The sequence below is a fragment of the Methylorubrum sp. B1-46 genome (assembly GCF_021117295.1).
Lineage (GTDB): Bacteria > Pseudomonadota > Alphaproteobacteria > Rhizobiales > Beijerinckiaceae > Methylobacterium.
In genome coordinates, this window is record NZ_CP088247.1 from 4,750,235 (window position 1) to 4,774,738 (window position 24,504).

The 24,504-nt window shown below is 67.6% G+C and carries 21 protein-coding genes and 1 tRNA gene; 6 read left to right on the forward strand and 16 right to left on the reverse strand.

Annotated elements, in window-relative coordinates; translation table 11 throughout:
* Positions 1-139: 139 nt before the first annotated feature.
* The 9 genes from LPC10_RS22110 to LPC10_RS22150 all read right to left on the reverse strand — a co-directional run bounded on the left by LPC10_RS22110 (position 140) and on the right by LPC10_RS22150 (position 12,314).
* Positions 140-817 carry an SURF1 family protein gene (locus tag LPC10_RS22110; protein WP_231344394.1) on the reverse strand — a complete coding sequence of 226 codons (678 nt, stop codon included), beginning with the start codon at positions 815-817 and terminating at the stop codon, positions 140-142.
* A gap of 109 nt (positions 818-926) precedes the next feature.
* Positions 927-1,343, reverse strand: coding sequence for a cytochrome o ubiquinol oxidase subunit IV (gene cyoD, locus LPC10_RS22115; protein ID WP_231344395.1), 417 nt, complete (start codon positions 1,341-1,343; stop codon positions 927-929).
* Positions 1,340-1,981 (reverse strand): cytochrome o ubiquinol oxidase subunit III, encoded by a 642-nt coding sequence (gene cyoC / locus LPC10_RS22120; protein ID WP_231344397.1) that lies wholly within the window; start codon positions 1,979-1,981, stop codon positions 1,340-1,342. Before cyoC ends, cyoD begins: the two co-directional genes overlap by 4 nt.
* Positions 1,982-1,988: 7 nt before the next feature.
* Positions 1,989-3,995, reverse strand: coding sequence for a cytochrome o ubiquinol oxidase subunit I (gene cyoB, locus LPC10_RS22125; RefSeq protein ID WP_231344399.1), 2,007 nt, complete (start codon positions 3,993-3,995; stop codon positions 1,989-1,991).
* Positions 3,996-4,034: 39 nt separating this feature from the next.
* On the reverse strand, positions 4,035-5,177 hold the full coding sequence (gene cyoA, locus LPC10_RS22130; RefSeq protein ID WP_231347121.1) for a ubiquinol oxidase subunit II: 1,143 nt from the start codon (positions 5,175-5,177) through the stop codon (positions 4,035-4,037).
* A gap of 112 nt (positions 5,178-5,289) precedes the next feature.
* A complete protein-coding gene (locus LPC10_RS22135) occupies positions 5,290-6,624 on the reverse strand; it encodes an MFS transporter (protein ID WP_231344400.1) in 1,335 nt (444 codons plus the stop codon).
* Between the two features lie 275 nt (positions 6,625-6,899).
* Positions 6,900-9,974 carry an efflux RND transporter permease subunit gene (locus tag LPC10_RS22140; protein ID WP_305080613.1) on the reverse strand — a complete coding sequence of 1,025 codons (3,075 nt, stop codon included), beginning with the start codon at positions 9,972-9,974 and terminating at the stop codon, positions 6,900-6,902.
* A gap of 37 nt (positions 9,975-10,011) precedes the next feature.
* Positions 10,012-11,145 (reverse strand): efflux RND transporter periplasmic adaptor subunit, encoded by a 1,134-nt coding sequence (locus LPC10_RS22145; RefSeq protein ID WP_231344401.1) that lies wholly within the window; start codon positions 11,143-11,145, stop codon positions 10,012-10,014.
* Positions 11,142-12,314 (reverse strand): efflux RND transporter periplasmic adaptor subunit, encoded by a 1,173-nt coding sequence (locus LPC10_RS22150; protein WP_231344402.1) that lies wholly within the window; start codon positions 12,312-12,314, stop codon positions 11,142-11,144. The genes LPC10_RS22145 and LPC10_RS22150 overlap by 4 nt, the downstream gene beginning before the upstream one ends.
* Positions 12,315-12,637: 323 nt before the next feature.
* Here LPC10_RS22150 and LPC10_RS22155 point away from each other — a divergent pair, with 323 nt between their 5' ends.
* Complete coding sequence (locus tag LPC10_RS22155; RefSeq protein WP_231344403.1) at positions 12,638-13,198, forward strand: TetR/AcrR family transcriptional regulator; 561 nt, start codon at positions 12,638-12,640, stop codon at positions 13,196-13,198.
* A gap of 199 nt (positions 13,199-13,397) precedes the next feature.
* Here LPC10_RS22155 and LPC10_RS22160 read toward each other — a convergent pair whose 3' ends face one another.
* Entirely contained in the window at positions 13,398-14,108 is a 711-nt protein-coding gene (locus LPC10_RS22160) for a response regulator transcription factor (protein ID WP_231344404.1), read from the reverse strand.
* 1 nt (position 14,109) lies between these two features.
* Positions 14,110-15,240 (reverse strand): sensor histidine kinase, encoded by a 1,131-nt coding sequence (locus tag LPC10_RS22165; RefSeq protein ID WP_231344405.1) that lies wholly within the window; start codon positions 15,238-15,240, stop codon positions 14,110-14,112.
* A 736-nt stretch (positions 15,241-15,976) separates the two neighbouring features.
* Here LPC10_RS22165 and LPC10_RS22170 point away from each other — a divergent pair.
* From LPC10_RS22170 to LPC10_RS22190, 5 genes are all read left to right on the forward strand, one after another.
* Positions 15,977-16,627, forward strand: a complete 651-nt coding sequence (locus tag LPC10_RS22170; protein ID WP_231344406.1) for a response regulator transcription factor — start codon at positions 15,977-15,979, stop codon at positions 16,625-16,627.
* Positions 16,628-16,857: 230 nt separating this feature from the next.
* Positions 16,858-17,598 carry a response regulator transcription factor gene (locus LPC10_RS22175; protein ID WP_231344407.1) on the forward strand — a complete coding sequence of 247 codons (741 nt, stop codon included), beginning with the start codon at positions 16,858-16,860 and terminating at the stop codon, positions 17,596-17,598.
* Between the two features lie 140 nt (positions 17,599-17,738).
* Positions 17,739-18,557, forward strand: coding sequence for a glycosyltransferase family 2 protein (locus tag LPC10_RS22180; protein ID WP_231344408.1), 819 nt, complete (start codon positions 17,739-17,741; stop codon positions 18,555-18,557).
* Positions 18,558-18,666: 109 nt separating this feature from the next.
* Positions 18,667-19,854 (forward strand): hypothetical protein, encoded by a 1,188-nt coding sequence (locus tag LPC10_RS22185; RefSeq protein ID WP_231344409.1) that lies wholly within the window; start codon positions 18,667-18,669, stop codon positions 19,852-19,854.
* A gap of 268 nt (positions 19,855-20,122) precedes the next feature.
* Positions 20,123-20,196, forward strand: a tRNA-Gln gene (locus LPC10_RS22190).
* Positions 20,197-20,235: 39 nt separating this feature from the next.
* On the opposite strand, the gene LPC10_RS22195 is transcribed toward LPC10_RS22190, so the two are convergent.
* From LPC10_RS22195 to LPC10_RS22215, 5 genes are read right to left on the reverse strand one after another with little or no spacing between them, the layout of a single operon-like run.
* Entirely contained in the window at positions 20,236-21,285 is a 1,050-nt protein-coding gene (locus LPC10_RS22195) for a tyrosine-type recombinase/integrase (protein WP_231344410.1), read from the reverse strand.
* Positions 21,275-21,463, reverse strand: a complete 189-nt coding sequence (locus LPC10_RS22200; protein ID WP_231344411.1) for a hypothetical protein — start codon at positions 21,461-21,463, stop codon at positions 21,275-21,277. The genes LPC10_RS22195 and LPC10_RS22200 overlap by 11 nt, the downstream gene beginning before the upstream one ends.
* Before the next feature lie 2 nt (positions 21,464-21,465).
* Positions 21,466-22,701 (reverse strand): phage portal protein, encoded by a 1,236-nt coding sequence (locus LPC10_RS22205; protein WP_231344412.1) that lies wholly within the window; start codon positions 22,699-22,701, stop codon positions 21,466-21,468.
* A 1-nt stretch (position 22,702) separates the two neighbouring features.
* Positions 22,703-23,242, reverse strand: a complete 540-nt coding sequence (locus LPC10_RS22210; RefSeq protein WP_231344413.1) for an HK97 family phage prohead protease — start codon at positions 23,240-23,242, stop codon at positions 22,703-22,705.
* The gene (locus LPC10_RS22215; protein WP_231344414.1) at positions 23,239-24,498 is read right to left on the reverse strand and encodes a phage major capsid protein; all 1,260 of its coding nucleotides are present in this window, start codon (positions 24,496-24,498) and stop codon (positions 23,239-23,241) included. Before LPC10_RS22215 ends, LPC10_RS22210 begins: the two co-directional genes overlap by 4 nt.
* Positions 24,499-24,504 lie beyond the last annotated feature (6 nt).

A 24,504-nucleotide genomic window follows, 5' to 3' on the forward strand; every position in this document is an offset into this window, starting at 1 on the left:
AACAACCTCAGCCATTAAATCGATACGGCGGGGTGATCTGAAATATAAAAAATTGTTTTCGAGCCCGCCGGGCGTCTCGTCACGCAGTAGTGCGACCGTCCGCCCACCGCAGATGCGTCAATGTGCCGAGGGAGGACTATCAGCGACGGGACACCCTGCGTGATCCTCTGAGCGCGTAGACGAGGGCCGCAGCACTCATGCCGGCGAGCGCGTACCACGTCAGCGCGTAGACGAGATGATTGTTGTGGAACGCCACCACGGTGAGGCCGCCGACCGGCAGGCCGCCCAGATTCGGAGCGGCGTCGGCATCCACGAAGTAGGGCGCGACCTCGGCCTGCTTCCGGTCGATCCCGCGGGCAGCGGCGATGGCGGCGACGTCGCGGGAGTACCAGCGATCCGCCGCCGGATCGTTGCGGCGCAGGAAGCCGCCGCCGGGCTCGGTCAGACGCAGAAGCCCCGTGACCGTCACCTCCCCGTCCGGTTCGCCCGTCGCACGGGCCGCACGCTCGCGGGATTCCGACGGGACGAAGCCGCGATTGACGAGCACGGTGAAGCCGCGGTCGGTGGCCAGCGGCACCAGCACCCAGAACCCGGCGCCGCGCCCGGTCACGGCCTGGACCAGGGTGGCGCGGTCATGGGCGAAGCGCCCGGTGAGCCGAACCCGCCGGTACTCGGCCGAGGCCGCCGTGAGGCCGGCCCAGTCCTCCGGTCCCGGTGCGGACACCGGCTCGGCATGGATGCGGGCCTCGACCCGGTCGATCAGGTCGAGCTTCCACACCCGGCGCTCGACCTGCCACGTGCCGAGGGCAAGGAACATGCCGATCAAGGCGAGGCCTGCCAGAACCAGCGCAATGCGGGCGAGTAAGGAACGCCCCGGACCCGCTGCCGCAGCAGCGGGTCCGGGCGCGCCGGACTCCGGGGAGGCGTCAGGGGGCGTGACGCATCTCCTCGGCCGAGATCGGCATCATGTTGGTGTTGAGGTGGTGCATGACCCAGATCGAGCCGCACAGCGTGATGACCACGATCGTGACCGTGAAGATCAGCGCCAGGAAGGTCCAGCCGCCCTCCGACTTGGTGTTCATGTGCAGGAAGTAGATCATGTGAACCACGATCTGCACCATCGCCAGCGCGAGGATAACGACGCCCGTGACGAGCTTGTCCTCGATGACGTTGCCCATCACCAGCCAGAACGGGATCGCCGTCAGGATGACGGAGAGGACGAAGCCCGTCACGTAATCCTTGAACGAGCCGTGGCCGTGGGCGTCCTGCCCATGGCCGCCGTGGCCATGACCATCGTGGCCATGACCATGGGCGTGATCGTCCGCGCGCGCTGCCCCGCTCATTGCAGGACTCCCATCAGGTACACGAAGGTGAAGACGCCGATCCAGATGACGTCGAGGAAGTGCCAGAACATCGACAGGCACATCAGCCGGCGCTGGTTCTCCGGGATCAGGCCCTTGAGCTGGGTCTGGACCATCAGCACGACGAGCCAGATCAGGCCGAAGGTGACGTGCAGGCCGTGGGTGCCGACCAGGGTGAAGAACGCCGACAGGAAGCCGCTGCGCTGGGGCGTGGCGCCCTCGTGGATCAGGTGCGCGAACTCGTAGAGTTCGAGCCCGACGAAGGCCGCGCCGAACAGGCCGGTGACCGCCAGCCACGCTTGTGTCTTGGCGACATCGTTCTTCGCCATCGCCAGCATGGCGAAACCGTAGGTGATGGAGGAGAACAGCAGCATCGACGTGTTCACCGCCACCAGGGACAGGTCGAACAGGTCTTTCGGCGAGGGCCCGGCCGCATAGTTGCGGCCGAGCACGGCGTAGGTGGCGAACAGGACCGCGAAGATGAGGCAGTCGCTCATCAGGTAGATCCAGAAGCCGAGCATCGTGCTCCCTTCCGGGTGATGCTCGCCCTCGAGATCGAGGTAGCGCGGCACGTCGGCGGAGGCCGCCCCAGTCAGGGCGGAGTTTGCATGGGATGCCATGGTGTCCTCAGGCCCGCACCGCCGCCAGCGCCTCGGTCCGCTGCTCTTCCGTGCGGCGAACCGTTTCGGCGGGGATGTAGTAGTCGCGGTTGTAGTTGAAGGTGTGGCCGATCGCGACGACGAAGGTCGCCACGAGGGTCAGCGCCGCCAGCCACCAGATGTACCAGATCATTGCGAAGGAGAAGGCGATGCTGATCACGCCCAGGATCACGCCGGTGGCGGTGTTCTTGGGCATGTGGATCGGCTTGTAGCCCTGGAGCGGGCGCTGGAAGCCGCGGGCCTTCATCTCCCACCACGCGTCGAGGCCGTGCACCACGGGCGTGAAGGCGAAGTTGTAGTCCGGCGGCGGCGAGGAGGTGGACCATTCGAGGGTGCGGCCCTCCCACGGATCGCCGGTGACGTCGCGCAGCTTCTCGCGGTTTTTGATCGAGACCGCGAACTGGACGATCATCGCGCCGATGCCGATGGCGATCAGGCCCGCGCCGATGGCGGCGACCACGAACCACGGCTGCAGCGAGGGATCGTCGAAGTGCTGGGCACGGCGGGTCACGCCCATCAGGCCGAGCACGTAGAGCGGCATGAAGGCGACGTAGAAGCCGATGGTCCAGAACCAGAAGCTGACCTTGCCCCAGAACTCGTCGAGCTTGAATCCGAAGGCCTTCGGGAACCAGTAGTTCACGCCGGCGAACATGCCGAACAGCACGCCGCCGATGATCACGTTGTGGAAGTGCGCGATCAGGAACAGCGAGTTGTGGAGCACGAAGTCGGCCGGCGGCACGGCGAGCAGCACGCCGGTCATGCCGCCGATGACGAAGGTCACCATGAAGCTGACGGTCCACAGCATCGGCACGTCGAACCGGATGCGGCCGCGATACATCGTGAACAGCCAGTTGAAGATCTTGGCACCCGTCGGGATCGAGATGATCATCGTCGTGATGCCGAAGAACGAGTTCACGCTCGCGCCCGACCCCATCGTAAAGAAGTGGTGCAGCCACACGAGGTAGGACAGGATCGTGATGACGATGGTCGCGTAGACCATCGAGGTGTAGCCGAACAGGCGCTTGCCGCAGAAGGCCGAGGTGACCTCCGAGAACACGCCGAAGGCCGGCAGGATGAGGATGTAGACCTCCGGATGACCCCAGATCCAGATGAGGTTGAAGTACATCATCGGATTGCCGCCGAGGTCGTTCGTGAAGAAGTGCGTGCCGACGTAGCGGTCGAGGGTCAGCAGCGCGAGAACGGCGGCGAGGATCGGGAAGGCGGCGACAATCAGCACGTTGGTGCAGAGCGAGGTCCAGGTGAAGATCGGCAGCTTCATCATCGACATGCCGGGCGCGCGCATCTTCACGATGGTCGCGATCAGGTTGATGCCCGACAGCGTCGTGCCGATGCCCGCGATCTGCAGGCCCCAAATGTAGTAGTCGACGCCGACGCCGGGACTCATGTCCGCGCCCGAGAGCGGCGGGTAGGCGAGCCAGCCGGTGCGGGCGAACTCACCCACGAACAGCGAGATCATGATCGTGACCGCGCCAGAGACCGTCATCCAGAACGAGAAGTTGTTCAGGAACGGGAAGGCGACGTCGCGGGCGCCGATCTGCAGCGGCACGACGTAGTTCATCAGGCCGGTGACGAAGGGCATCGCCACGAAGAAGATCATGATCACGCCGTGCGCCGTGAAGATCTGGTCGTAGTGGTGCGGCGGCAGGTAGCCCTCGTTGGCGCCGAAGGCGATCGCCTGCTGCGAGCGCATCAGCAGCGCGTCGGCAAAGCCGCGCAGCAGCATCACGAGCGCCAGGATGACGTACATGATGCCGATCTTCTTGTGATCGACCGAGGTCAGCCAGTCGCGCCAGAGCGGGCCCCAGAAGCGGAAATAGGTGATCGCGGCGAGCACCGCGATCCCGGCCACGGCGACGCCTGCAAAGGTTACTTGCAGGATCGGTTCGTGGAACGGGATGTCCTCGAGAGAGAGGCGCCCGAACAGCAGATGCTGCAGGTCCGTGTTTGCGAACATGGAATGAGGCTCGTCCGTAAATCCTGGGGCGGCGACGGATCAGTTGTTGGTCTGGTCGGGAGCGGTGCGGCCTTGGCCGCTCCCCTCGTGGGTCTTGTCGGAGTCGGGTGACTCGCTCTTGGGCGCGCGGTGCGAGGCCGGCGTGGTCGCGCCCGGGGGCTCGTCGCCGCGCTGCGTGTGGCGGTTGTCGTATTGCAGCCGGTCGACGTTCTCGCGGCTCTCCTTGCCGGCGCCGCCCTTGGCGTCGATGGCCATCATCTCGCCCATGCACATCTTGCCGGGCATGGCGCACATGCCGACGATCTTGCCGAAGAGCCCGTCGGCGAACTTCGAATAATAGGTGACGGGCACCCGCTCGCTCGGGCGTTCGAGCTCAAGATAAGCATCGCGGGTCAGGTCCGAACCCTGCTGCTTCACTTTGGCAATCCACTGGTCGAAGCCGTCGCCATCGAGCCCGTGGAACTTGAAGGTCATGCGCGAGAAGCCGGTGCCGCTGTAGTGCGAGGACAGGCCCTCGTACTCGCCGGCCTTGTTGATCACCGCGTGGAGCTGCGTCTGCATGCCGGGCATGGCGTAGATCATGCCGGCGAGCGCGGGGACGTAGAAGGCGTTCATCACCGAGGAGGCGGTGATCTTGAACTGGATCGGCCGGTTCACCGGCGCGGCCAATTCGTTGACGGTGGCGACGTTGTATTCGGGGTAGAAGAACAGCCACTTCCAATCGAGGGCGACGACCTGCACCTCGAGCGGCTTCACGTCCGCCGCCACCGGCTTGCCGGGTTCGATGCGCGAGAGCGGCCGGAACGGGTCGAGGGTGTGGGTGCTGATCCAGGTCAGGGCGCCGAGGGCGATGATGATCAGCAGCGGCGCGGTCCAGATCACCACTTCGAGCCCGGTCGAGTGATCCCAGTCGGGGTCGTGGCGGGCGGCCGTGTTCGAGGCACGGTAGCGCCACGCGAACAGCAGGGTCAGCGCGATGACGGGCACGATGATGAGCAGCATCAGCCCCGTCGAGGCGAGGATGAGGTTGCGCTGCTGCACGGCGATGTCGCCCGACGGCTGCATCACCACGAGGTTGCAGCCGGCGAGCAGGCCGAACAGGGGCAGCAGGACGGCGCCCTGCAGGATCCGGCGCACGGAGCCGGCCCCGGAACGGGCTCTCAATGAACGGTCGGCGGTCATGGCCACGAATCTTCGTTCCATCGCAAGGGCCGCGCGGGCATCGTCCCGCACGGCGACGGTTCGTTTCACTCAAGATCCCGCGGCGAGAGGCTCTCCGCCCGCGGGCCCACAATCACATCTGGCGCATCTCGGAGCGGTCGAGGGAGAGCGCGAGCAGCGTCGCCAGAGCACCGGACAGCAGGTACACGCCGACCATGGCGAGGCCGTAGGCGGTGGAGAGGTACAGCACCACGAGGGGGGCGAACCCTGCGCCGAACAGCCAGGCGAGATCCGAGGTCAGCGCCGCGCCGGTATAGCGGTAGCGCGAGCCGAGCCGCGACGTCACGGCGCCGGTGGTCTGGCCGTAGGACAGGCCGAGCAGCATGAAGCCGATATTGACGTAGATCGTCTGGCCGATGGCGTTCTCGCCGAAGATCAGCGGCGCCAGGATCGAGCCGCAGGCGAAGGCGGCGATCAGGCCGGCACTGATGAGCAGCATGTTGCGGCGCCCGATCTGGTCGGCGATCAGGCCCGAGGCGGCGACCGCGCCGGCGCAGATGACGGCGCCGGAGAACTGCACCATCAGGAAGTCGCCGGCGGAACGGTCGCTCGACAGCACGAGCCACGCGATCGGGAAGATCGTCACGAGGTGGAACAGGGCGAAGCTCGCCAGCGGCACGAAGGCGCCGATCCACACGTCCAGCGCGTGGTGGCGGGCGAGATCGACGATGCCGACGGGCTCGAGCTGGCCCTTGTCGAGGAGGCGGGTGAATTCCGGCGTCGCGACGAGGCGCAGGCGGGCGAACAGGGCCACGACGTTGATGGTGAAGGCGCAGAAGAACGGGAAGCGCCAGCCCCAGTCGGTGAAGTCCTCAGGCGTCAGGTTGACCACGAAGAAGGCGAACAGGGCGCTCGCCACCATGAAGCCGAACGGCGCGCCGAGCTGCGGGATCATCGCGTACCAGCCGCGGCGCTCGCGCGGCGCGTTGAGGGCGAGAAGCGAGGCCATGCCGTCCCAGGCGCCGCCCAGCGCGAAACCCTGCGCCACCCGCAGGATCGCCAGCAGCTCGATGGAGACGACCCCGATCGAGTTGTAGCTCGGCAGGAAGCTGATCGCCGCGGTCGAGCCGCCGAGCAGGAACAGGGCGGCGGTGAGCTTCACCCCGCGCCCGTGCCGCTTGTGCACCCACATGAAGAAGATCGAGCCGAGCGGGCGGGCGATGAAGGCGAGCGCGAAGATCGCGAACGCGTAGAGCGTGCCCGTCAGTGGGTCGGCGAAGGGGAAGAACACCTTCGGGAACACCAGTACCGAGGCGATGCCGAACACGAAGAAGTCGAAATATTCCGAAGCGCGTCCGATCACCACGCCGAGCGCGATATCGTTGGGACTGACGTCGTGGTGGCTCATGGCCACCTGCGCGTCGCGCTCGAGCGGACGGGAATTGGCCGTGGCGTGGTCGGTGGTCATCGCGGGCAGCCGGCTCGCCTGAAGGTACGATCGAAGCCGCCGCCTTGTCGCGGCGTTCGGCACGTGCCTAGCGGATGGGTTGACATACGAAAAGAGAATTTGGTGCCGCAGCAGGTTACACAGAACGGCTATGCAAACAGAGCAGGGGTGATGCGTTTAAGCGCGCAATATTCCCTACACTGCGCGTAAACTGCATAATAGGTCCGGTCTTGCTCCGGCCGACGGGACGAATCTTCCCGCCGGACAGACCGCTTCCGCCCGGTCAGCGTCCTGCGTCAGTGCCCGACGGCATGGCGCGCGGACGCCTTGCCCCGCGGCGGCGGCTTGATTCGGTACCAGCCGACATAGAGCGCGGGCAGGAACAGCAGGGTCAGCGCCGTCGCCGCCAGGATGCCGCCGATCATCGCGTAGGCCATCGGGCCCCAGAACACCTCGCGGGCGATCGGAATCAGGCCCAGGCTCGCCGCCGCCGCGGTGAGCAGGATCGGCCGCATGCGGTGCCGGGTGGCTTCCACCACCGCATCCCAGGGCTCCATCCCGTCCGCCTCGCATTCCTCGATCTGGCTCACCAGGATCACCGCGTTGCGCACGATGATGCCGATGAGCGCCAGGATGCCGAGGATCGCGACGAAGCCCATCGGCTTGTCGAACAGCAGAAGGGCCGGAACCACCCCGATCAGGCCCAGCGGCGCGACCGAGAACACCAGGAACAGCTTCTGGAAGCTCTGGAGCTGGATCATCAGGAAGAAGGCCATGGCCAGCAGCATCACCGGCACCACGGCCGCGATCGGACCCTGGCCCTTGCCCGCCTCCTCGACCGCGCCGCCGACGGCCAGCGTGTAGCCCTCCGGCAGCGCCGCGACGTAGGCGTCGATGGCGGGCTGGAGCGCGGCGACGATCGTCGGCGGCTGTGTCGCGTCGTTGATGGTGGCACGCACCGTCAGCGTCGGCACCCGGTCGCGGCGCCAGACGATCGGCTGCTCCAGGTCGTAGTCGATCTTGGCGAAAGCCAGGATCGGCACGACCGACCCGTTGGAGAGCGCGACCTGAAGGCTCTGGAGCGTGTCGAGCGAGGTGCGCTCGACAGTGCGCGCTCGGCCGACCACGTTCACGAGGTAGATCGAATCGCGCACCTGCGTGATCGCCTGGCCGCCGACGATGCCGTTGAGGATGCCGGCGATGTCCTGGCTGGTGACGCCGAGCTGGCGCGCCTTGTCCTGCAGGATCTCGACGCGCAGCACCTTGCCGGGCTCGTTCCAGTCGAAGGTCGGCACGGCGAGACGCTTGTCGGTGGCGACCACGTCGGCGAGCTTGAGCGCAAGGCGGCGCACCTCCTGCACGTTCGGCCCGGAGAGGCGGTACTGGATCGGACGGCCCACGGGCGGGCCGAGATTGAGCGGCTGGACCAGCACGTCGGTGCCGACGAAGTCGTGCCGGCCGATCTTTTGCAGCCGCGCGATCACTTGGTCGCGGATCTCCAGCGACTTCGTGACGATCACGATCTGCCCGAAGAAGGCGTTGGCGAGCTGCTGGTCGAGCGGCAGGTAGAAGCGCACCGCGCCCTGTCCGACATAGGAGGACCAGCGCTCGATATCGGGATCATCCTTCAGATGAGCTTCGAAGCGGTCCATCTGCGCTCGTGTCTCGGTGACGGTGGCGTTCTGCGGCAGGGTCAGATCGACCAGCACCTCGGAGCGATCGGAGGAGGGAAAGAACTGCTGCTGCACGTGGCCCATCCCGACGACGGCGAGACCCATCAGGGCGACGCAGACGATTACGGTGATCCAGCGCAGCCGCATCGCCACCCGTAAGGCCGCCATGAAGGCACGGGTGAACAGGCCCTGCTTCTCGGCGTGGTGCTTCATGGTCTTGGGCAGGATCGTCACGCCGAGCAGCGGCGCGAACAGCACCGCGACCACCCAGGAGACCAGCAGCGAGGCGGCGATCACCACGAACAGCGAGTAGGTGTACTCGCCCGCCGACGAGCCGTTGAAGCCGATCGGTAGAAAGCCCGCCACCGTCACCAGGGTGCCGGTGAGCATCGGGAAGGCGGTGGAGGTGTAGGCGTAGGTCGCCGCCTTCTTCAGGTTGTCGCCGAGTTCGAGCCGGGCCACCATCATCTCGACGGTGATCATTGCGTCGTCGACAAGGAGGCCGAGCGCGATGATGAGGGCGCCGAGCGAGATGCGCTGCAGCGTCACGCCCATGATCTGCATGATGACGAAGACGATGGCGAGCACGAGCGGGATCGAGATCGCGACGACGAGCCCGGCACGCAGCCCCAGGCTGACGAAGCTGACGAGCAGCACGATGACCACTGCCTCGACCAGCGCCTTGGTGAAGCCGCCGACCGCTTCCTCCACGATCTTGGGCTGGTCGGAGACGAGATGGATGCCGACGCCGATGGGCAGCTTGCCCTCGATGCGGTGCATGCGCTCCTTCAGATCCTCGCCGAACTTCAGGAGGTTGGCGTTGGGGCGCATGGCGATGGCGAGCCCGATCGCCGGCTTGCCGCCGACGCGGAACAGGGCGGCCGGCGGGTCCTCGTAGCCGCGGGAGATCTCGGCCACATCCGCGAGGCGGAAGAAGCGGTCGTTGAAGCGAAGATTCACGTTGCGCAGCGAGTCTTCCGACGTGAATTGGCCGCTGACGCGCAAGCTCACTCGCTCCGGTCCCGCCTGGACCACGCCGGAGGCGGCCACCGCGTTCTGCGATTGCAGCGCCTTGATCAGCGCCTGGATGTCGATGCCGTAGCCCGCGAGCTTGCGGGTCGAGAAGTCGAGGTAGATCGTCTCGCCTTGCACGCCCATCAGCAGGGTCTTGCCGATATTGGGAACCTTCAGGATCTCGGTGCGCACGCCCTCTACGTAGTCGCGCAACTGCCGGTGGGTCAGGCCGTCGGCGGTGAAGGCGTAGACGTTGCCGTAGACGTCGCCGAACTCGTCGTTGAAGGCTGGCCCCTGCACCCCTTGCGGGAAGGTGTGCGCGATGTCGCCGAGGCGCTTCCTCACTTGGTAGAAGGCGGGCTGGATCTCCTCCTTCTGCGTCGTGTCGCGGAATTGCACGAACACCGTCGACTGGCCCGGCGTGGTGTAGCTGCGGACATAATCGAGGGCGTTGATCTGCTGCAGCTCCTTCTCGATCCGGTCGGTGACCTGATCGAGGGTGTCCTTGATCGTGGCGCCGGGCCAGCTCGCCTGGACCACCATGGTCTTGATGGCAAAGGGCGGATCCTCCTCGCGGCCGAGCCGGGAATAGGCCATCACGCCGGCCACGAGGCACACGAGCATCAGGAACCAGACCAGCGAACGGTGGCCGAGCGCCCAGTCGGAAAGGTTGAAGTCCTTCACGCGGAAACCTTTGCAGCCTGTCTTACCGGGTTCCGGCTCAGTTCCGGTCGTCCGCCAGCCGGACGGTCTGGCCGTCGCGCAGGGAGTGGACGCCCGCCACCACGACCCGCTCGCCGGGTTTCAGGCCCATGCGCACGGCGACGCGCCCGTTCCTGTCCGGCCCGTCCCCGTCGAGGGTGACGTCGCGGCGCTCGACCCGCCGGGTGCCCGATTCGCCGGGCTGCGCATCGTCCGCACTCCCGTTTCCCGGTTGGCCGGCTTCCGGCACGATCCAGACCGAGCGGCGCCCCTCCGAATCGAGGAGCGCGGTGGCCGGCAGGACGAAGCGGCGCTCGATGCCGCGCTCCAGCGCGACGGTGATGGTGGCTCCCAGGCGGAAGGCCGGACCGGGCTCCTCCAGGGTGAGGCGGACGCGGCGGGTGCGGGTGCCGGATTCGGCGAAGGGGGCGACTTCGCGCACCCGGCCGCGGGCGGTGATCTCCGGCGCGCTCTGGAGCACCACCGTGAACCGCCCATCCTTGGGCATGGCGCCGGCCAGCGTCTCCGGGATGTCGACCACCGCCTCGCGGGTCTCGGGCCGGGCGAGCGTGACGATTCCCTGCCCCGGGCTCACCACCTGCCCGATCTCGGCGAGCCGCTGGGTGACGACGCCGTCGAAATCGGCGTGCAGCTCGGTATAGCCGATCTGATCGCGGGCCTTCTGCAGGCTGGCCCCGGCCTGGGCGAGGCGGGCCTGGGCGGTGTCACGCCGGGCCACCGCCGCGTCGAGTTGGGCCTGGGTGACGTTGTTGCCCTCCATCAGGCGCCGGGTGCGCGCCTCGGTGGCCGTCGCGTTCTCGGCCTGGGCCTTGGCGTCGGCCAGTTCCGCCTCGGCGCGGCTGAGATCGAAGCGCGACACGATCGGGTCGAGGGCGGCCAGCCGCTGCCCCTTCTTCACGACGTCGCCGACGGTGACGTCGCGCGCCACCACGCGGCCGCCGATCTGGAAGCCGAGCTGCGACTGGTAGCGCGGCTCGACCGTGCCGGCGAAGGGACCGAAGATCACGCTGTCGGTGGGATGCGCCAGAGTCGTCAGGACCGGCCGCACGGGGGGCGGCGTCGGCGCCTCCTGCGACGGCTGGCAGGCGGCCAGCAGAGAGGCACCGGCGGCGACGAGGAGTATGCGCCTCATCGTCCACCCTCCCCCGCCGCGGCCTTGGCCGACTCCCGCGTGGCCTCGTCCGTGGTCGCCGGCCCGGCCAGCGCGACGTGCTGACCCGGACGCAGGAACTGGATTCCGGCGGTGACCACCGTCTCGCCGGGCTCGACGCCGGTCTTGAGCACGATGTCGTCGAAGCCGTAGCGGTCGATCTCGACATCGCGAATCGCGACCGTGCCCGCCCCGGCATCGTAGATCCACACCGCCGGGCGGCCGTCGGAGCGGTAGAGGGCCGACCATGGCAGCACCACCGCCTCCCGCGAGGCGAAGCGGCCCCGGCCGATCACCACGGCGCCCAGCGACATCGCCGGCGGGGTCTCGTCGAGCCCGACCTTGACGCGCACCGTCCCGCTCGCCGCATCCACCGTCGGCGAGATCTCGCGCACATGGCCGTTGACCGACACCGCGGGGTCGGACTGGAGGGTGACGTGAATCGTCTTGTCGCCGGGCGGGTGTGCGGTCAGCGCCTCGTAGACGTTGAACACCGCGTCGCGCGGGCCGTCCTGGGCCAGCACCATCACCGCCTGGCCCGACTGCACCACCTGACCGACCTCGAAGGTGCGGCTCATGACGATGCCGGGCACGCCCGCCCTCAACTCGGTATAGGAGAGCTGTTCCTCGGCGGTGCCGAGCGCCGCCTTGGCCGAATCGACCGCGGCCTGCGAGGTGCGCAATTGCTGCTCGGCGTTGTCGTAGGCCGGGCGCGTGGTGTAGCCGCCGCCGATGAGCTGCTTCTGGCGCTCGAAGGTCACCTTGGCCTGGGTGAGCTGCGCCTCCGCCGAGACCAGGGCGGCGCGGGCATTGTCGAGGTTGGCCCGCTGCACCAGCGGCTCCAGCACCGCCAGCACCTGATCGGCGGTGACGTGGTCGCCGACCTCGACCCGGCGCTCGGCGACCTTGCCGTTGGTGCGGAAGGCGATGTTGGTCTGGGCCTGGGCCTGGACGTCACCGGTCAGAACCACGTCCGACGTGACCGGCCCCTTCCGGGCGGTCACCACACGGACCAGCACCACGGAGGGGTTCTCCGCCTCCGGCACGGCGGATGCTGCCGGCGTGCCCGCCGGGAGCGCCGCGGTGACGGAAAGGGCCGAGAGGGCCGCTGCGAGCACTGCGGTGAGGACGGGGCGGAGCCCTGAGGACATCGGCCGAGGTTCCGGGCAGAGGACGAGGCGCAGACGCGGGATTGGGACGGGATAGGTGCCCCCCTTCCGCCAAGGCGTCTTTCGCGGCGCAGGCTTATCGTCTATCTTACCGACCGTCCAGACGGTTTTTAATCTTTGCTGGTGAGGCGTGCCGTCTCTGCGCGCTTTGCGCGTTCGATACGGTCTCTACTTGATCAGAGCGGGGAGCGTATCAGCAAGCCCGCGCGGCGCTGGAGCGAAGTCCAAATCCGCCATCCGGCGATTGTTGAGCGGCAGAGACCGGATCGAATGTCCGGGACGGCGTACAGGGTTCGGGGTCGATCATGTCGCAGAGGACGCGCACCCGCCGCGACGACCGTGCGGAAGTGATTCTCGACGCGGCCGGTGCGGTGCTGCGCCGCGGCGATGCGCGGGCCCTGACCATCGATGCGGTTGCGGCGGAGGCGGGCCTGAGCAAGGGCGGCGTGCTGCACCACTATGCCTCGAAGGACGCGCTGATCCTCGCCCTCGTCGATCGCAAGCTGCAGCACCTGCGCGCCGGCATCGCTGCCTGCGAGGCCGAGCGGGCGGGGGGAGCCTCGGGGCTCGCGCTCGGCATGATCGAGCACCTGCGCCGCAGCTACGGCGAGGAGGAAGACTTTAGTCGGGCCCTGCTGCTCGCCTCCGCCGAGAATCCGGATGCGCTCGCCGGATACCGCGCCTTCGTGGCCGAGCGGCTCGCCCGGTTCGAGGCCACGGAGGGACCGGCGGGGGTCGGAGCCGCCCTGTTCTTCGCGTTGCTCGGCGTCGTGATGGGCCGCACCCTCGGCTTCCACGATCTGAGTGCTGCGCAGATCGAACCCCTTCTCGGGGCACTGGAGCGCGCGGCGCAGGAGCTCGACTGAGGGTGTTTCACAAGACGCCCGGTCGCCGATCGTCCTCGCTTGGACGAGGAGAGCGCAGCGGGCGTATTAAAGAGCGCTCTGGAGCGGCGGGCGCTTCCGGCAAGCGATCCGATCGACAGTCTCGAAGATCGAGGTGACGACCCAGGATGGCCTTGAGGGGCGGTGATACGGCAGGGGCGAAAGGGTGTTTTCGAAAAGCTCACATCAAGGATGGTGGCCGATCAGTTGAGAGGCGCCTATTCTCCGTCTCGAGCCAACCTTGCCCGAGGGCGTAGCGGACGATGCTGGCGCGGGAGCGGAGACCGAGCTTCTTGCAACCGCGGATCTTGTAGGTATCGACCGAGGCCACCGAGATCGACATCGAGAGGCTGACCTCCTTCATCGTCATGCCGAGGGCAATGAGCCGGAGCACCTCGCGCTCCCGCACGGTGAGGCCGCCCTCCTCGCCGGGATGGGGAGCGGGTGGCCCGGCCTCCGTGCGGCCGGGCGGAGAGGGAGCCGCGCGCATCTCTTTGTCGACATAACGGCCGCCGGAAACGACGGCCTCAATCGCCTCCAGAAGGCTGGTGCCGGCGGAGCGTTTCAGGACGTAGCCCTGGGCGCCCGCGCTCAGCGCCTCGTCGACGAAGCCGAGATCCTCGTTGACCGTCAAGAAAACGATGTGCACCGCCGAACCCGCCTCGCGAAGTGCACGGGCCACGGCGAGCCCGCTCATGCCGGTCATGGTGATATCCATGACGACGACGTCGGGCTGTGTCCGGTGGACGAGGTCCAGAGCGTGCCGTCCGTCGCTCGCCTCCCCGACGACCTCGATGCCGGCGGTCTCGCCGAGCAGGCCGCGGACGCCGCTTCTGAAGATCGGATGGTCGTCGATCAGGGCGACCCTGACACTTGCTTCTGCCCTGCCCATATCAGCCCCCTGTCATCGGCAAACGCGCCAGAATCGTCGTCCCGCCGCCAGGAGGCGATTCGATCATGAGCTGTCCCCCGAGCAGCATCAGCCGCTCGCGCATCCCCGCGAGACCGAAACCGCTCCCCGCGCGGCGCGCGTCCGGCGCCGGCTCGATTTTGAGGCCCGGTCCGTCATCCTCGATCGCCAGCGTGACGTCGGCGCGGGCGTATTGCAGGGTCACGGAGACGTGGCGCACCCCCGGTGCGTGCTTGACGACGTTGGTCAGGGCTTCCTGAACGAGCCGGAAGATCGTCACCTCGATCTCCGGCGTGAGGGTCACAGTGATTCCGGAGAGCTGGAACTCGATGGGGATCCCGCACCGATCCGACCACTCCCGCACGAGCCCGGACAGGGCGAGGATCAGGCCGAGCTCGGTCAGCGCCACCGGGCGCAGTTCCCGAACCACCTGGCGCAGGCTGGCCGAGATCGCATCGACCTGCTTCAGCATCGCCTCGATTTCCTCGGGTGACGGCGCGCGCCGCAACCGGTCCAGCCGCAGCTTCAGCCATGCGAGCTGCTGGCCGGCCTCGTCGTGAAGCTCGCGGGCAAGGCGTTCCCGCTCCGCGTGATGCGCCCGGTAGAGCTGAGCCAGAACCGCGTCCCGGTCGCGCTCGGCGCGGGTCCGGGCCTGGGCGGTGCGGCGCAGGTCGGCCAGCAGCAGGTCGCGCTCGCGCAGCAGTGACTGCAGGCGGCGCTGGTAGCGCTCGCGCTCTGCGAGCTCACGCCGCAACATCACCGCCTCACTCGCCAACAGGTTGAAGCGCGCATCCCGAACCGGCAGGATCCGCAGCAGGACGAGGGGATCGATGCTCTCGCGATTCAGGCGGCAGCCCTGGCAGCGGTAGCGGTACACGCCCGCTCTCCGCTTGACCGCGATCACGCCGGGGAGCGGCCTGCGCGTGGTCCGGGCGCGAGCCAGAAAGGCCGTCGAGGCCTTGCCCGTGAGGTGGATCGGGACCGGATCTTCCCGCGTCAGTAGTTGGCGGGCGGGGTTGTTGGCATAGGCGACGCTGCCCGAGCGGGCGACGACGAGGACAGGATCACTGATCGCTTCCAAGGTCCGCACGGCTTCCGCGCTCAGCGGGCCCATGCCGATTGGCGCCGGTGCCGCGTGCTGATTCATCGACGGAGCCCCGACACGTCAGCGGCTGGGCGTGCGGAGATGAGGCGGCCGCTTTCTTGATCGATGGTGGACGGGACACGCGGCAAGGGTTTTGCACGCCGATGCGTGCTGCACCTTCGCGGCCGAATTCGTGACTCGGCGGGGATTGCCCGCTGCAATGACTGAGACCATCGAAGCCCCCCGATCACCTACGGTCGCCGCAGCGGCATGATCCATCTGAGTTATACGCTGAGCACCGGACCAGGATCGCTCGATCAACCGTAGGGTTGTAAGATACGACTCCGCTGCAGCGCAGTATATAACAAAAGTGTCAGGCGGATACCTCGTAGTTGATAGCCCAAAGGGCGTATTCAATGGTCACCGCTGTGCCAGCCTGGATTTTTTTGGATTCAATCGATAGCGCGATTGAGTAAGTAAAATAATGTTTGCCTATATAGGGTAGTCTCTTGAGAGAAACTTGTTGGTATCGGCCAGGGTGATAAAACTCGATAGCTTCGAGCTTTGCTGTGATGCAGCATCGGCTCGACCGAACGCATAACTATAGTTTGAATTATCTCTTTGTCTGTTATCTAGCGTTGTGCGGTGCAGCTGAAAATCTTTCGGAGGCCGTGAGGCGGCCGTCCCGTTGCTCGAGGTGAGGTTATCAAGACAAGCCGGGCTTGTCTCTGACATCGACGTCCGCCAGTGGAGTAAAGCAAACGTCATGTGGCGGATCATTATCGCAGATGACCAGAAAAGCTTCCGCGTCGGTTTGCGGAAGGCTCTGGAGATCGGTTCGAGCGGAATGATTATCGTCGATGTGTCCGGGGCGTCGGAACTCATCAATCATCTTCGCTCTCCGCTGAAAACCGATCTCGTCATCGTCGGATCGCGCCTGCTTCCCGCCGGGGATCCGACTTATCTCGGGGGGCTGAAGCGGGCGGCCGGCGCCGCGCGCCTCCTGCTCGTCGTTTCGCACGCGTCAGCCGACCTGTTTCAGGATGCCCTGAGCCTCGGCTTCCACGGATTGATCGTCCGTCGGCAGCGCCACGAGGAGATGCTCGAGGCCATCCGCACGACGCTCGAGGGCCGGCTCTACGCCCCCAACACCATCCTGGCCGTGAAGTCGCCGGAACCCGCCTCCGCGATGCGGCAGCCGGAGCGCGGTGCGCGGACGATCGGTCTGACGCTGCGTCAGCGCGAAGTTCTGGCCTTGATCGGCAAGGGATTGTCCAATCGAGAGATCGCCTTCGCGCTGAACATTGCCGAGGCGACAGTGAAAATTCATGTTTCCGCCGTGATCCGAATGCTCGGAGTCAGAAATCGCACGGAAGCTGCGCTTCTCGCGCCGACCATCCTCAAGGGTAAAATCTAGTACGAATTGGATAGGCCCTGTTGGGTGTCCAAGTTTTTTCTGACATGACACGGACGCTCCCATTCGGTCTAGTTAATTTGTGCCTAACATCCTGCGACGCACAATATGTTTGTGCGAAGGGCTCGAATAGAACGGGCCGCTCAGGAAGATTCGGCGCGGGAGGTTTCCGGCAGATCAGGGGAGTAGCTCCGATGGAACACATCGATACGCTGATTGTCAGTGACAATCGCATGGTCAGAGAAAGTCTGGTCTCGCTTCTGGCCGGAACGCGCTTCACGGTGCGACAGGTCGCGGCCAGCCCGGCCCTGCCTCTGTCCGACCTCGAGGCGGCGCGTCTAGCGCTCGTCGTCATCGACGAGGAGGCGGGGGACCTGATCGGGCAGGTCGCCGAAGCCTTGCCGGAGGTCAAGATCGTGGCGTTGGCGCTGCGCGATACCGAAGGATTGATGCTGCGTAGCCTCCAGCTCGGTGCCTCGGCCTATCTGACCGAGGACGTGTCTCCCGCCGATCTTCTCAAGACCCTGGAGGTGGTGATCGCCGATTGCGCGGTGCTGCCGATGAGCTTCCTCGGGCGTCTGTGCCTGGCCGTCGAGCCGGTGCGGTCCCCCGGTCCGGTCGCCGCCCTGACCGGGCTTCAGCGGGCGGACGGGACCTCGCTCTCCAGCCTGTCGAGCCGCGAGGTCAACATCCTCGAAGGTCTGGCTCTGGGCGAATCCAACAAGGTCATCGCCCGCAATCTCGACATCGCGGAGGCCACGGTCAAGGTTCACGTCAAGGCGATCCTGCGCAAGGTTCGGGTGAAGAACCGGACGCAGGCCGCGGTCTGGGCGATGAACAAGGGCATCGTCAGCCACGGCAGCGCCCCGGTCGAGCGGTTCGGAGGCCTCGTATCCCCCCTCCCCTTGAGCGCGGGCCGCGACGGCTTCTCCTCCGGCGCGCTCTCCTCGGGCGTCCTGGCGGCCGTCGCCTGACGATCCTGCGCCTGACGATCCCTCGCCTGACGATCCCGCGGCGCCATGAGGCCCGGCGCTGCCGCTACACCCGTGCAATCCAAAGCGCGATCCAACTCGCAATCGAGTCGTGATCCGAGCCAGAGACGAGGGAGCCTGCGATGAAGGTGTCCGTGGTCACCCCGACGCTCAACGGCGTCGAATACCTGCGCGAATGCATCGAATCCTCGCGCGCCAGCGCCCGCAACGGCATCGAAGTCGAGCACGTGATCGTCGATGCGGGCAGCACGGACGGTACGGTGGAACTCGCCCGGAGCCTCGGCGCCACGGTGCTTCAGGGCAAGGATCGCGGCATCTTCGATGCGATCAACAAGGGCTCCTTTGCCGCCTCGGGCGAATTGCTCGGGTTCCTCGGCGCCGATGACATCCTGCTTCCCGGCGGCCTGGAGGCCGTCGTCGCGGCCTACCGGAGCCACCGTCGGCGCTGGGTCGTCGGCGGCATCCGCTGGATCGATGGGCGCGGCCGGAGCCTGGGCGGGCTGGCCGCCCCACCCAACTGGATGACGCCGCGCATGCTCGTGTGCCTCGGATGGAATCCGGTGATGCACATGGCGACCTACATCGCCCGCGACTTCTACGCCGAGCTCGGCGGCTTCGATCACGCCTTCAAGGATTGCGGCGACTACGAGATGTTCTGCCGTGCCCTGGCGCGGGAGCCCTACGCGCGCGTCGGCCGCCCGGTGGCCTGCTTCCGCCGCACGGGGCAGAACAACAGCGCCAACCTCGCCCACAAGGCGCGGGCGCTGGGCGAGGTCGCCCAGGTGAAGGCGGTGCACGGACCCTCCTCCCGCGCGGAGGATCTGTTCTGGCGCTACGCGCTGAAGAGCTACTTCAATGCCCGCAACCTGGACTGGCTCGTCAGCAAGCAGCTCGATTTCGGCCGCAGCCGGCTGAAGCTGCAGCCGCACGCCCATTTCTAATGTCCCGGGCGGCCCCTCCCCGCTCCCGCCGGAAGCGCGGCTGCCGGCCGGCAGGTCGGGCAGGCGTCGTCGGCGGGAAGGCCCGCTCTGAGACCGCCGGGGACCAGCCATGGAGACGGTGAGCGAGCGCCCCCGCGCGGCGGCGCCGGACTGTCCGCCGGGATCCCCGCAGATCCTCGAACTCGGCCTGATGCCGCTCGTCACCACCGCCTTCCCCGAACGCACGACCTTCCTCGACACGCGGCTGCGCTGGGCCGATGTCAGGACCCGCGCGCCCCGTTCCGGCAGCCTGCCGGTGCGGCTGCTGAGGCTGGCGCGGCGGGTGGCCGGTATCGGCCGCACCTGCCTCGTCCAGGACTACGACATCGTCGTCGCCCGCTGTGTCGGCCCCGTGAACAGCGCCGGGCGCTCCCTGCCGGTCCATGCGGCCCTCAGCCTGATCGGCCTCGCCTTCCGCGGCCTCGTCCTGTTCGCCGCCCGCGGCCCCCGCGTCCGGCTCGCGATCCTCGACGTCACCGACCATCTCACGATCCATCCGCGCGACCGCGCCTTCCTTCGCCGCTGTGACCTGTTCTTCAAGCGGGAACTCGCCGCCAACCGCTGGAACACGCTCGAGACGGTCCTGCCCCGCGGCGCCTGCGCCGGCCATGCCCGGCAGGACCCCGCCTGCCTCGCGCTCCGGGCCAAGCTGCGCCCCTTTGCCCTCGGGATCGAGGCCGCGGCGCTGTCGCCGCCGATCCCAGCCTCCGCTCGCCGCTACGACCTGTTCTACGCCGGCTCGGCGCAGGGGATCGGCTTCCGCGAGGCCGTGAGCAGCGTTCTGCCGCGCTTGGCTGCCCGAGGCTGGCGCATCCACGCGCCCCCGCACCGACTGAGCCGCCAAGCCTTCGCCGAGGCGATCGCCGGGAGCCGGTTCTGCCTGTCGCCGGGCGGTGTCGGCTGGGACTGCTACCGGCATTACGAGGTCGCGGCTTTGGGCAGCGTCCCGATCTTCGACACCCGCCCGCTGACCGGCATCGAACCCTTCCTGCACGGCCGCGAGGGGTTCTATCTCGATCCGCAGGAGGATCTGGAACGCGGCCTCGACCTCTTGCTGCGCACCGACGATGCCGGGGTCGATCGGATGACGGCCGCGGCCCAGGCACTGGTCGAACGGGTCTACACCTTCGACGCGCTGGCTCGTTACGTCATCGGCGAGACCCTGGCGCTGGGCCCGGTCGCCCGGCCCGCTCCCCCGTCCGCGCAGCCGTCGCGCGTCGAGGCTGAAGGCGGGCACGGGCAGCCCTCGATGCGCTAGCCCCCTGTTTCGGCATTGTTTTCCCCTAAAAGCCGTGGCCACTTTTCAGGACGATGGTCGAGGTTCACGAGCCCGCAGGTCCCGCAACCGGACCGGGGAGGGAGCAGGCGAGCGTGTCGCTTTGGCCTCACCGCGCCGATCATGCGTCATCCATGTTGACGCGGCGCCCGGCACAGCCTATCTGACGCCAGCACCGTTGGCGGGGACGCAAGGTCCACGCTTTCCCGAACGCAACAGCCCGTACCGGCCTGATGCGTGACGGTTCCGGTGGGGGATAGTTTAACGGTAGAACCGCGGACTCTGACTCCGCTAGTCCTGGTTCGAATCCAGGTCCCCCAGCCATTGAAAAGACTACGCTTTTTCCAATTCATCGTGAGAACATTACGCCCGGTCGGGAACGCGGTCGGGTGTTTGCGTTCTCGTTTCGAGCTTGCGGATCGCGGCCAGGGCGAGCGCCGGGTCGCGGTTGAGGTAGTGGGCGTCGAGGATCGACCGAACGTCCGCGAGGCTATGCCCCGTGAGAGTTGCGATCTCCGCTTCCGTGCATCCCGCAAGAGCCAGACGGCTTACGGCGGTCCCGCGCAGGTCGTGGAACGTCACGCCACTGATGCCGGCCGAGCGGCACGCCTTGCCCCATGAGGAGCGGAAGCCGTCGCCGGTCCAGGGCCGCCCCTCGGAGTTGAGCAGGATCACCGGGCTCAGGCGCGGCGCGGCATCCAGCCGAGTTTTCAGCGCGGCCCCGACCGGCACCACGACCCGCGCGCCCGTCTTCCCCTGCGTCAGACGAATCGTGCTGCCGTCGTAGGCCGACCAGGGCAGGCGCAGGAGATCTCCTTGGCGCTGTCCGGTCCAGAGGGCCAAGATCAGCGGCAGGTGCAGGTGGGCCGGTGCGCGAGCCAGGAACGCTGCCTCGTCCGCGTCGGTCCACACCTTGTCGGTTCGTGCGGCCCGGTAGAGCCGCCCTCCTCGCTCGCACGGGTTGGCCAGGACCAAGCCGCGGTCGAGCGCCCACGACAGGATGCGCGCCAGCACGCTCCATGCGTAGTCGGCCTGTCGGCGGGAGCGCAGCGCGAGGCGGTCGCGCCATGCCATGAACTCGCCGCGGGTGCGCCGGTCCGTGAGGGCGCCGAGCGGGAAGTCCCCGAACTCAACCTCGATCGCCTTGATGTGGCGGATGTAGTCGGCTCGGGTCCGCGGCTCCCGGCCGAGAAAGGCGTCGCTGGCCTGGAAGCCCTGCATGATTGAGAACAAGGTGCCAGCCGCCGGGGTCCGCCGGGCTGTCACCGCCGCGTTGTAGCTCGCCATGAACTCCGGCGTGCCGGGCTTGCCCTCGATCCGGGGGCCACCCTTCCAGGCGTACCAGTAGGTTCGCTTGGTCCCGTCCGCCAAGACCTTCGTCTTGGAGTTGAGACCCTTCAATCTAACGCGCATTGCGCTTGGCCCTCCATGCGTCGAGTTCGGACGCCGGCTCCGGCCGGACGTCCTCGCTGGGATGGACCACGATCCGATTGCCGTCGATCTCCACGCGGCCGACCTTGAGGCCGGCGGCCAGCGCGCCCTTCACGGCGCGGGTGATGGCGGCCTGAGTTGCCTTGGGCTGACGGGGCACGGTCACGCCTCCACCACGGGTGCGGCGGCCGGGGCCGTGTTGCCGAGCGGCATCCAGTTGGCGGGCTGGTGGTAGACATCGCCGTTGGCGATCGGCGGCTCGTTCTCGCGGCGCCGGATGTCGTTCGGGCTGAAGGCGCCGATCTCACGGCCGAGCCGATAGGCCTCGAACCGGGCCTTCACGTCGCCCCGGAGCAACGTGTCGAGGTCGTGCTCGACGTAGAGGAATCGGCGCGACACGTCCGTGAGCAGGCATCGCAGCATGGCCGCCTCAATCCGGCCGGCGAGCGGCCCAAGCGCGTTCTGGACCAGCGCCCGGCCTTCCTGCTCCGTATTGCTGTAGGTGGCCTTGTCCGTGATGCCGACGGAGGTCGGAGGAAGCCCGAAGATCCGGGCCACGTCCTCGTTCCCGAGCTTGCGGCTGTCGAGGAACTCGGCGTCTTCCGGGGTGAAGGCCATGCGCTCGAACTTGGCGCCGCCGTCCATCACCATCAGCTTGCCGGCCTTGTCCGACCCGACGTAGCGCTCCTCCATGCTCTTGCGGACCTGGATGCGCTGCTCGGGCGTCAGGCGTTCGGCGAACGAGAGGATGCCGGAGGGGCGCAGGCTGTTGGCCGAGAGAGCCGACGCCGTATCGTGATTCGTGAGGGCGAGGCCGAGGGAGCCCCGCGAAATCGAGATGGGGCTTTGCCCGAGGATGCCGTCGCGGGAAGGGCCGCGCAGGTGCAGCATCTCTTCCTGCAGGAGGATGTAGGGGGCACCGCGTTCCTGACTGACACGGTAGCGCAGCCGGCCGGAGGCGAGCCGTTCCACGCCAACGGAGAGCGGCGCCAGCGGGTAGAGCGCCGTCACCTGCCCGCGGGCGTTCCGCTCGATCCGGGCGTAGGCGTTGCCCGTCAGGTCGAGCGAGCGCACCAGAAACTCCCGCGCTTCGAACGCCGTCATGTTCGGGTTGGCGATATCATGGAGCACGCCGTAGAGCGGGTTGTCGTCGGCCCGCTCCCGGCCGCCGTTCTCGGTGCGCCGGTAGAGGTAGAGGCCGACGCTCGCCATCATCTCGGAGCGCAGCGCCACGCACCGGGCCGCTACCGCGAGGTTGGAGAGCACGGCGTCGGGCGTGACGGTGCCGCCCCGGCCCTGTATCCCGAAGAATTCGCCGAGGTAGGGATCGGACAGGCGCACGTCGCCCTCGCCGGCGGCGCGCGTCTCGGTTCCGAACAGGCGTGCCAGGATGCCCATCTTAGCTCCGAAGGGTGTCGAGGTAGCGGGCGGCGAGCGCCAGGCGGTGGCCGGCCGGCGGCGCCGCCGAGCGGGCTTGGACGATGGTGCCAGGGTAGGCGGGCAGCGCCTGGATCACGCTGATTTCGAAGAGCGTGACGGCGCGCAGCTCGCGCTTCTCCCCGGACCATGCCTCCCCGCCCGGGGACGCCGTGAAGCCGAAGGACATGCCGCCGAGATCGCCCCGCTCGGCGAGCGCCAGGATGTCCCGGCCGATGCTGGTGTCCGGCACGTCGAGGTCGAAGGCGAGCCCGCGGGTATCCTCCGCGAGCCGCAGGGTGCCGGACCGGGTGCGGGCCAGGACCCGGCTCGGGTCGTGATCCACCAGGGCCAGCACGTCCCGGCCGAGCGAGTCCTTGAACGCGCCCGCCCGGATCGTTTCGGAGAAGGTGCCGATGCGGGCCTCCACTCCGAAGAGCGCAGCGTGCCCCTCCAGGCGCCGGCCCTTGGCCCGCACCTCGATCGAGGCGGAACGGCGCTCGGGGGGTGCCGCGTCGGTCATGCCGTCTTCGCGTCCTTCACGGCCACGAAGTTCTCGACATGCCGGGTCGCCACATCGGCGTCGAGGAAGGCGTGGAGCAGCAAGCCGCCCTTGGACGCCACATCCGCGTGGTAGGGGTTCGGGACGATATCGACGCTCGACCAGTAGCCGATGATGAGGTCCGACCAGATGCCGTAGATCGCGGCCGAGAGGTTGGTCCCGGTGCCCTTGGTCAGGTTGCTCGGCAGCGCCTTGGAAACCCGCACCGGCTCGTTGGAGAACACCGTGGCGAGGCCGTAGGGCTGGCCCTGCCCGTCCTTCATCTTGAGCGCCGCGGTGCGAATGGCCTTGGTGATGAGGAAGCCTCGGTTCCCGTCCGCATCGTCGTCGATCGCCGCGATCATGTCGGCCGCCGTATCGATCGAGAGCACGCCGCCGTTGGTGCCCAGAGGCAGGACGTTGAGGCCCGGCGTGGCGAGGATGCCGACCGGCTCGTTGGTGCCGCCGCCCTGGATCGCCGCGGCGTCAAGGGCCTGCCGGAGCAGGAAGGCGATGTCCGCGCGCAGGATCGGTTCCAGCGCCGTCGCCTGGAGCAGCATCCGGCGGGAGACCTCGTACTCGGCGCCGACCGTCTTCGGCCCCATGCTCACCTTGTCGAACTTCATGTCCGACCGGGTGACGTTGCCGTGCTCCGGCACCCAGAACGCCTGCCCCGAATCCTTCACCCGCGGGAGATCGAGGTTGCCGGTCAGGCCGCGCAGCACCGTGGCGCCCAGGCTCTCCGTCACCAGCGTCGGGCGTACCCGGTCGATGAGGGCACCCTGCTGGGTCGGGACAAGGTTGCCGCCGGGGCCGGCCGCCGGGCTGGTGGTGAGCAGCGCGCGGGTCTCGCCCATGAAGGCAGAGACGGGCATGGCGATGGCACCCTGCCGGCCGGAACGGTGTTCGGCGGCCCACTCGGCCTCGGCTCCGGTGAGGCGGCCGTTCTCGACGTACTCGGCCAGGGCCTTGGCCGGGCTGTAACGGACCTCGATGTCCGCCATGTCGTTGTGCCGCTCGCCGACCGGCTCGGCCTCGGCGCGGCGCTCGGCATCGGCCAGGAACTCATGGTTCCGTATCTCGCGTTCCAGGCGCTCGACCTCGCCCTTGCCGGTGTCGAAGGCGGACTGCTCCGCGTCGTTCAGGTCACGGTTCTCGGTCGCCGCCTTGGCGTGGATGGCGCGGATCGCATCGACCTTCAGGCCGCGCTGCTCGCGAAGTTGGATGAGGGTGCGCATGATGAT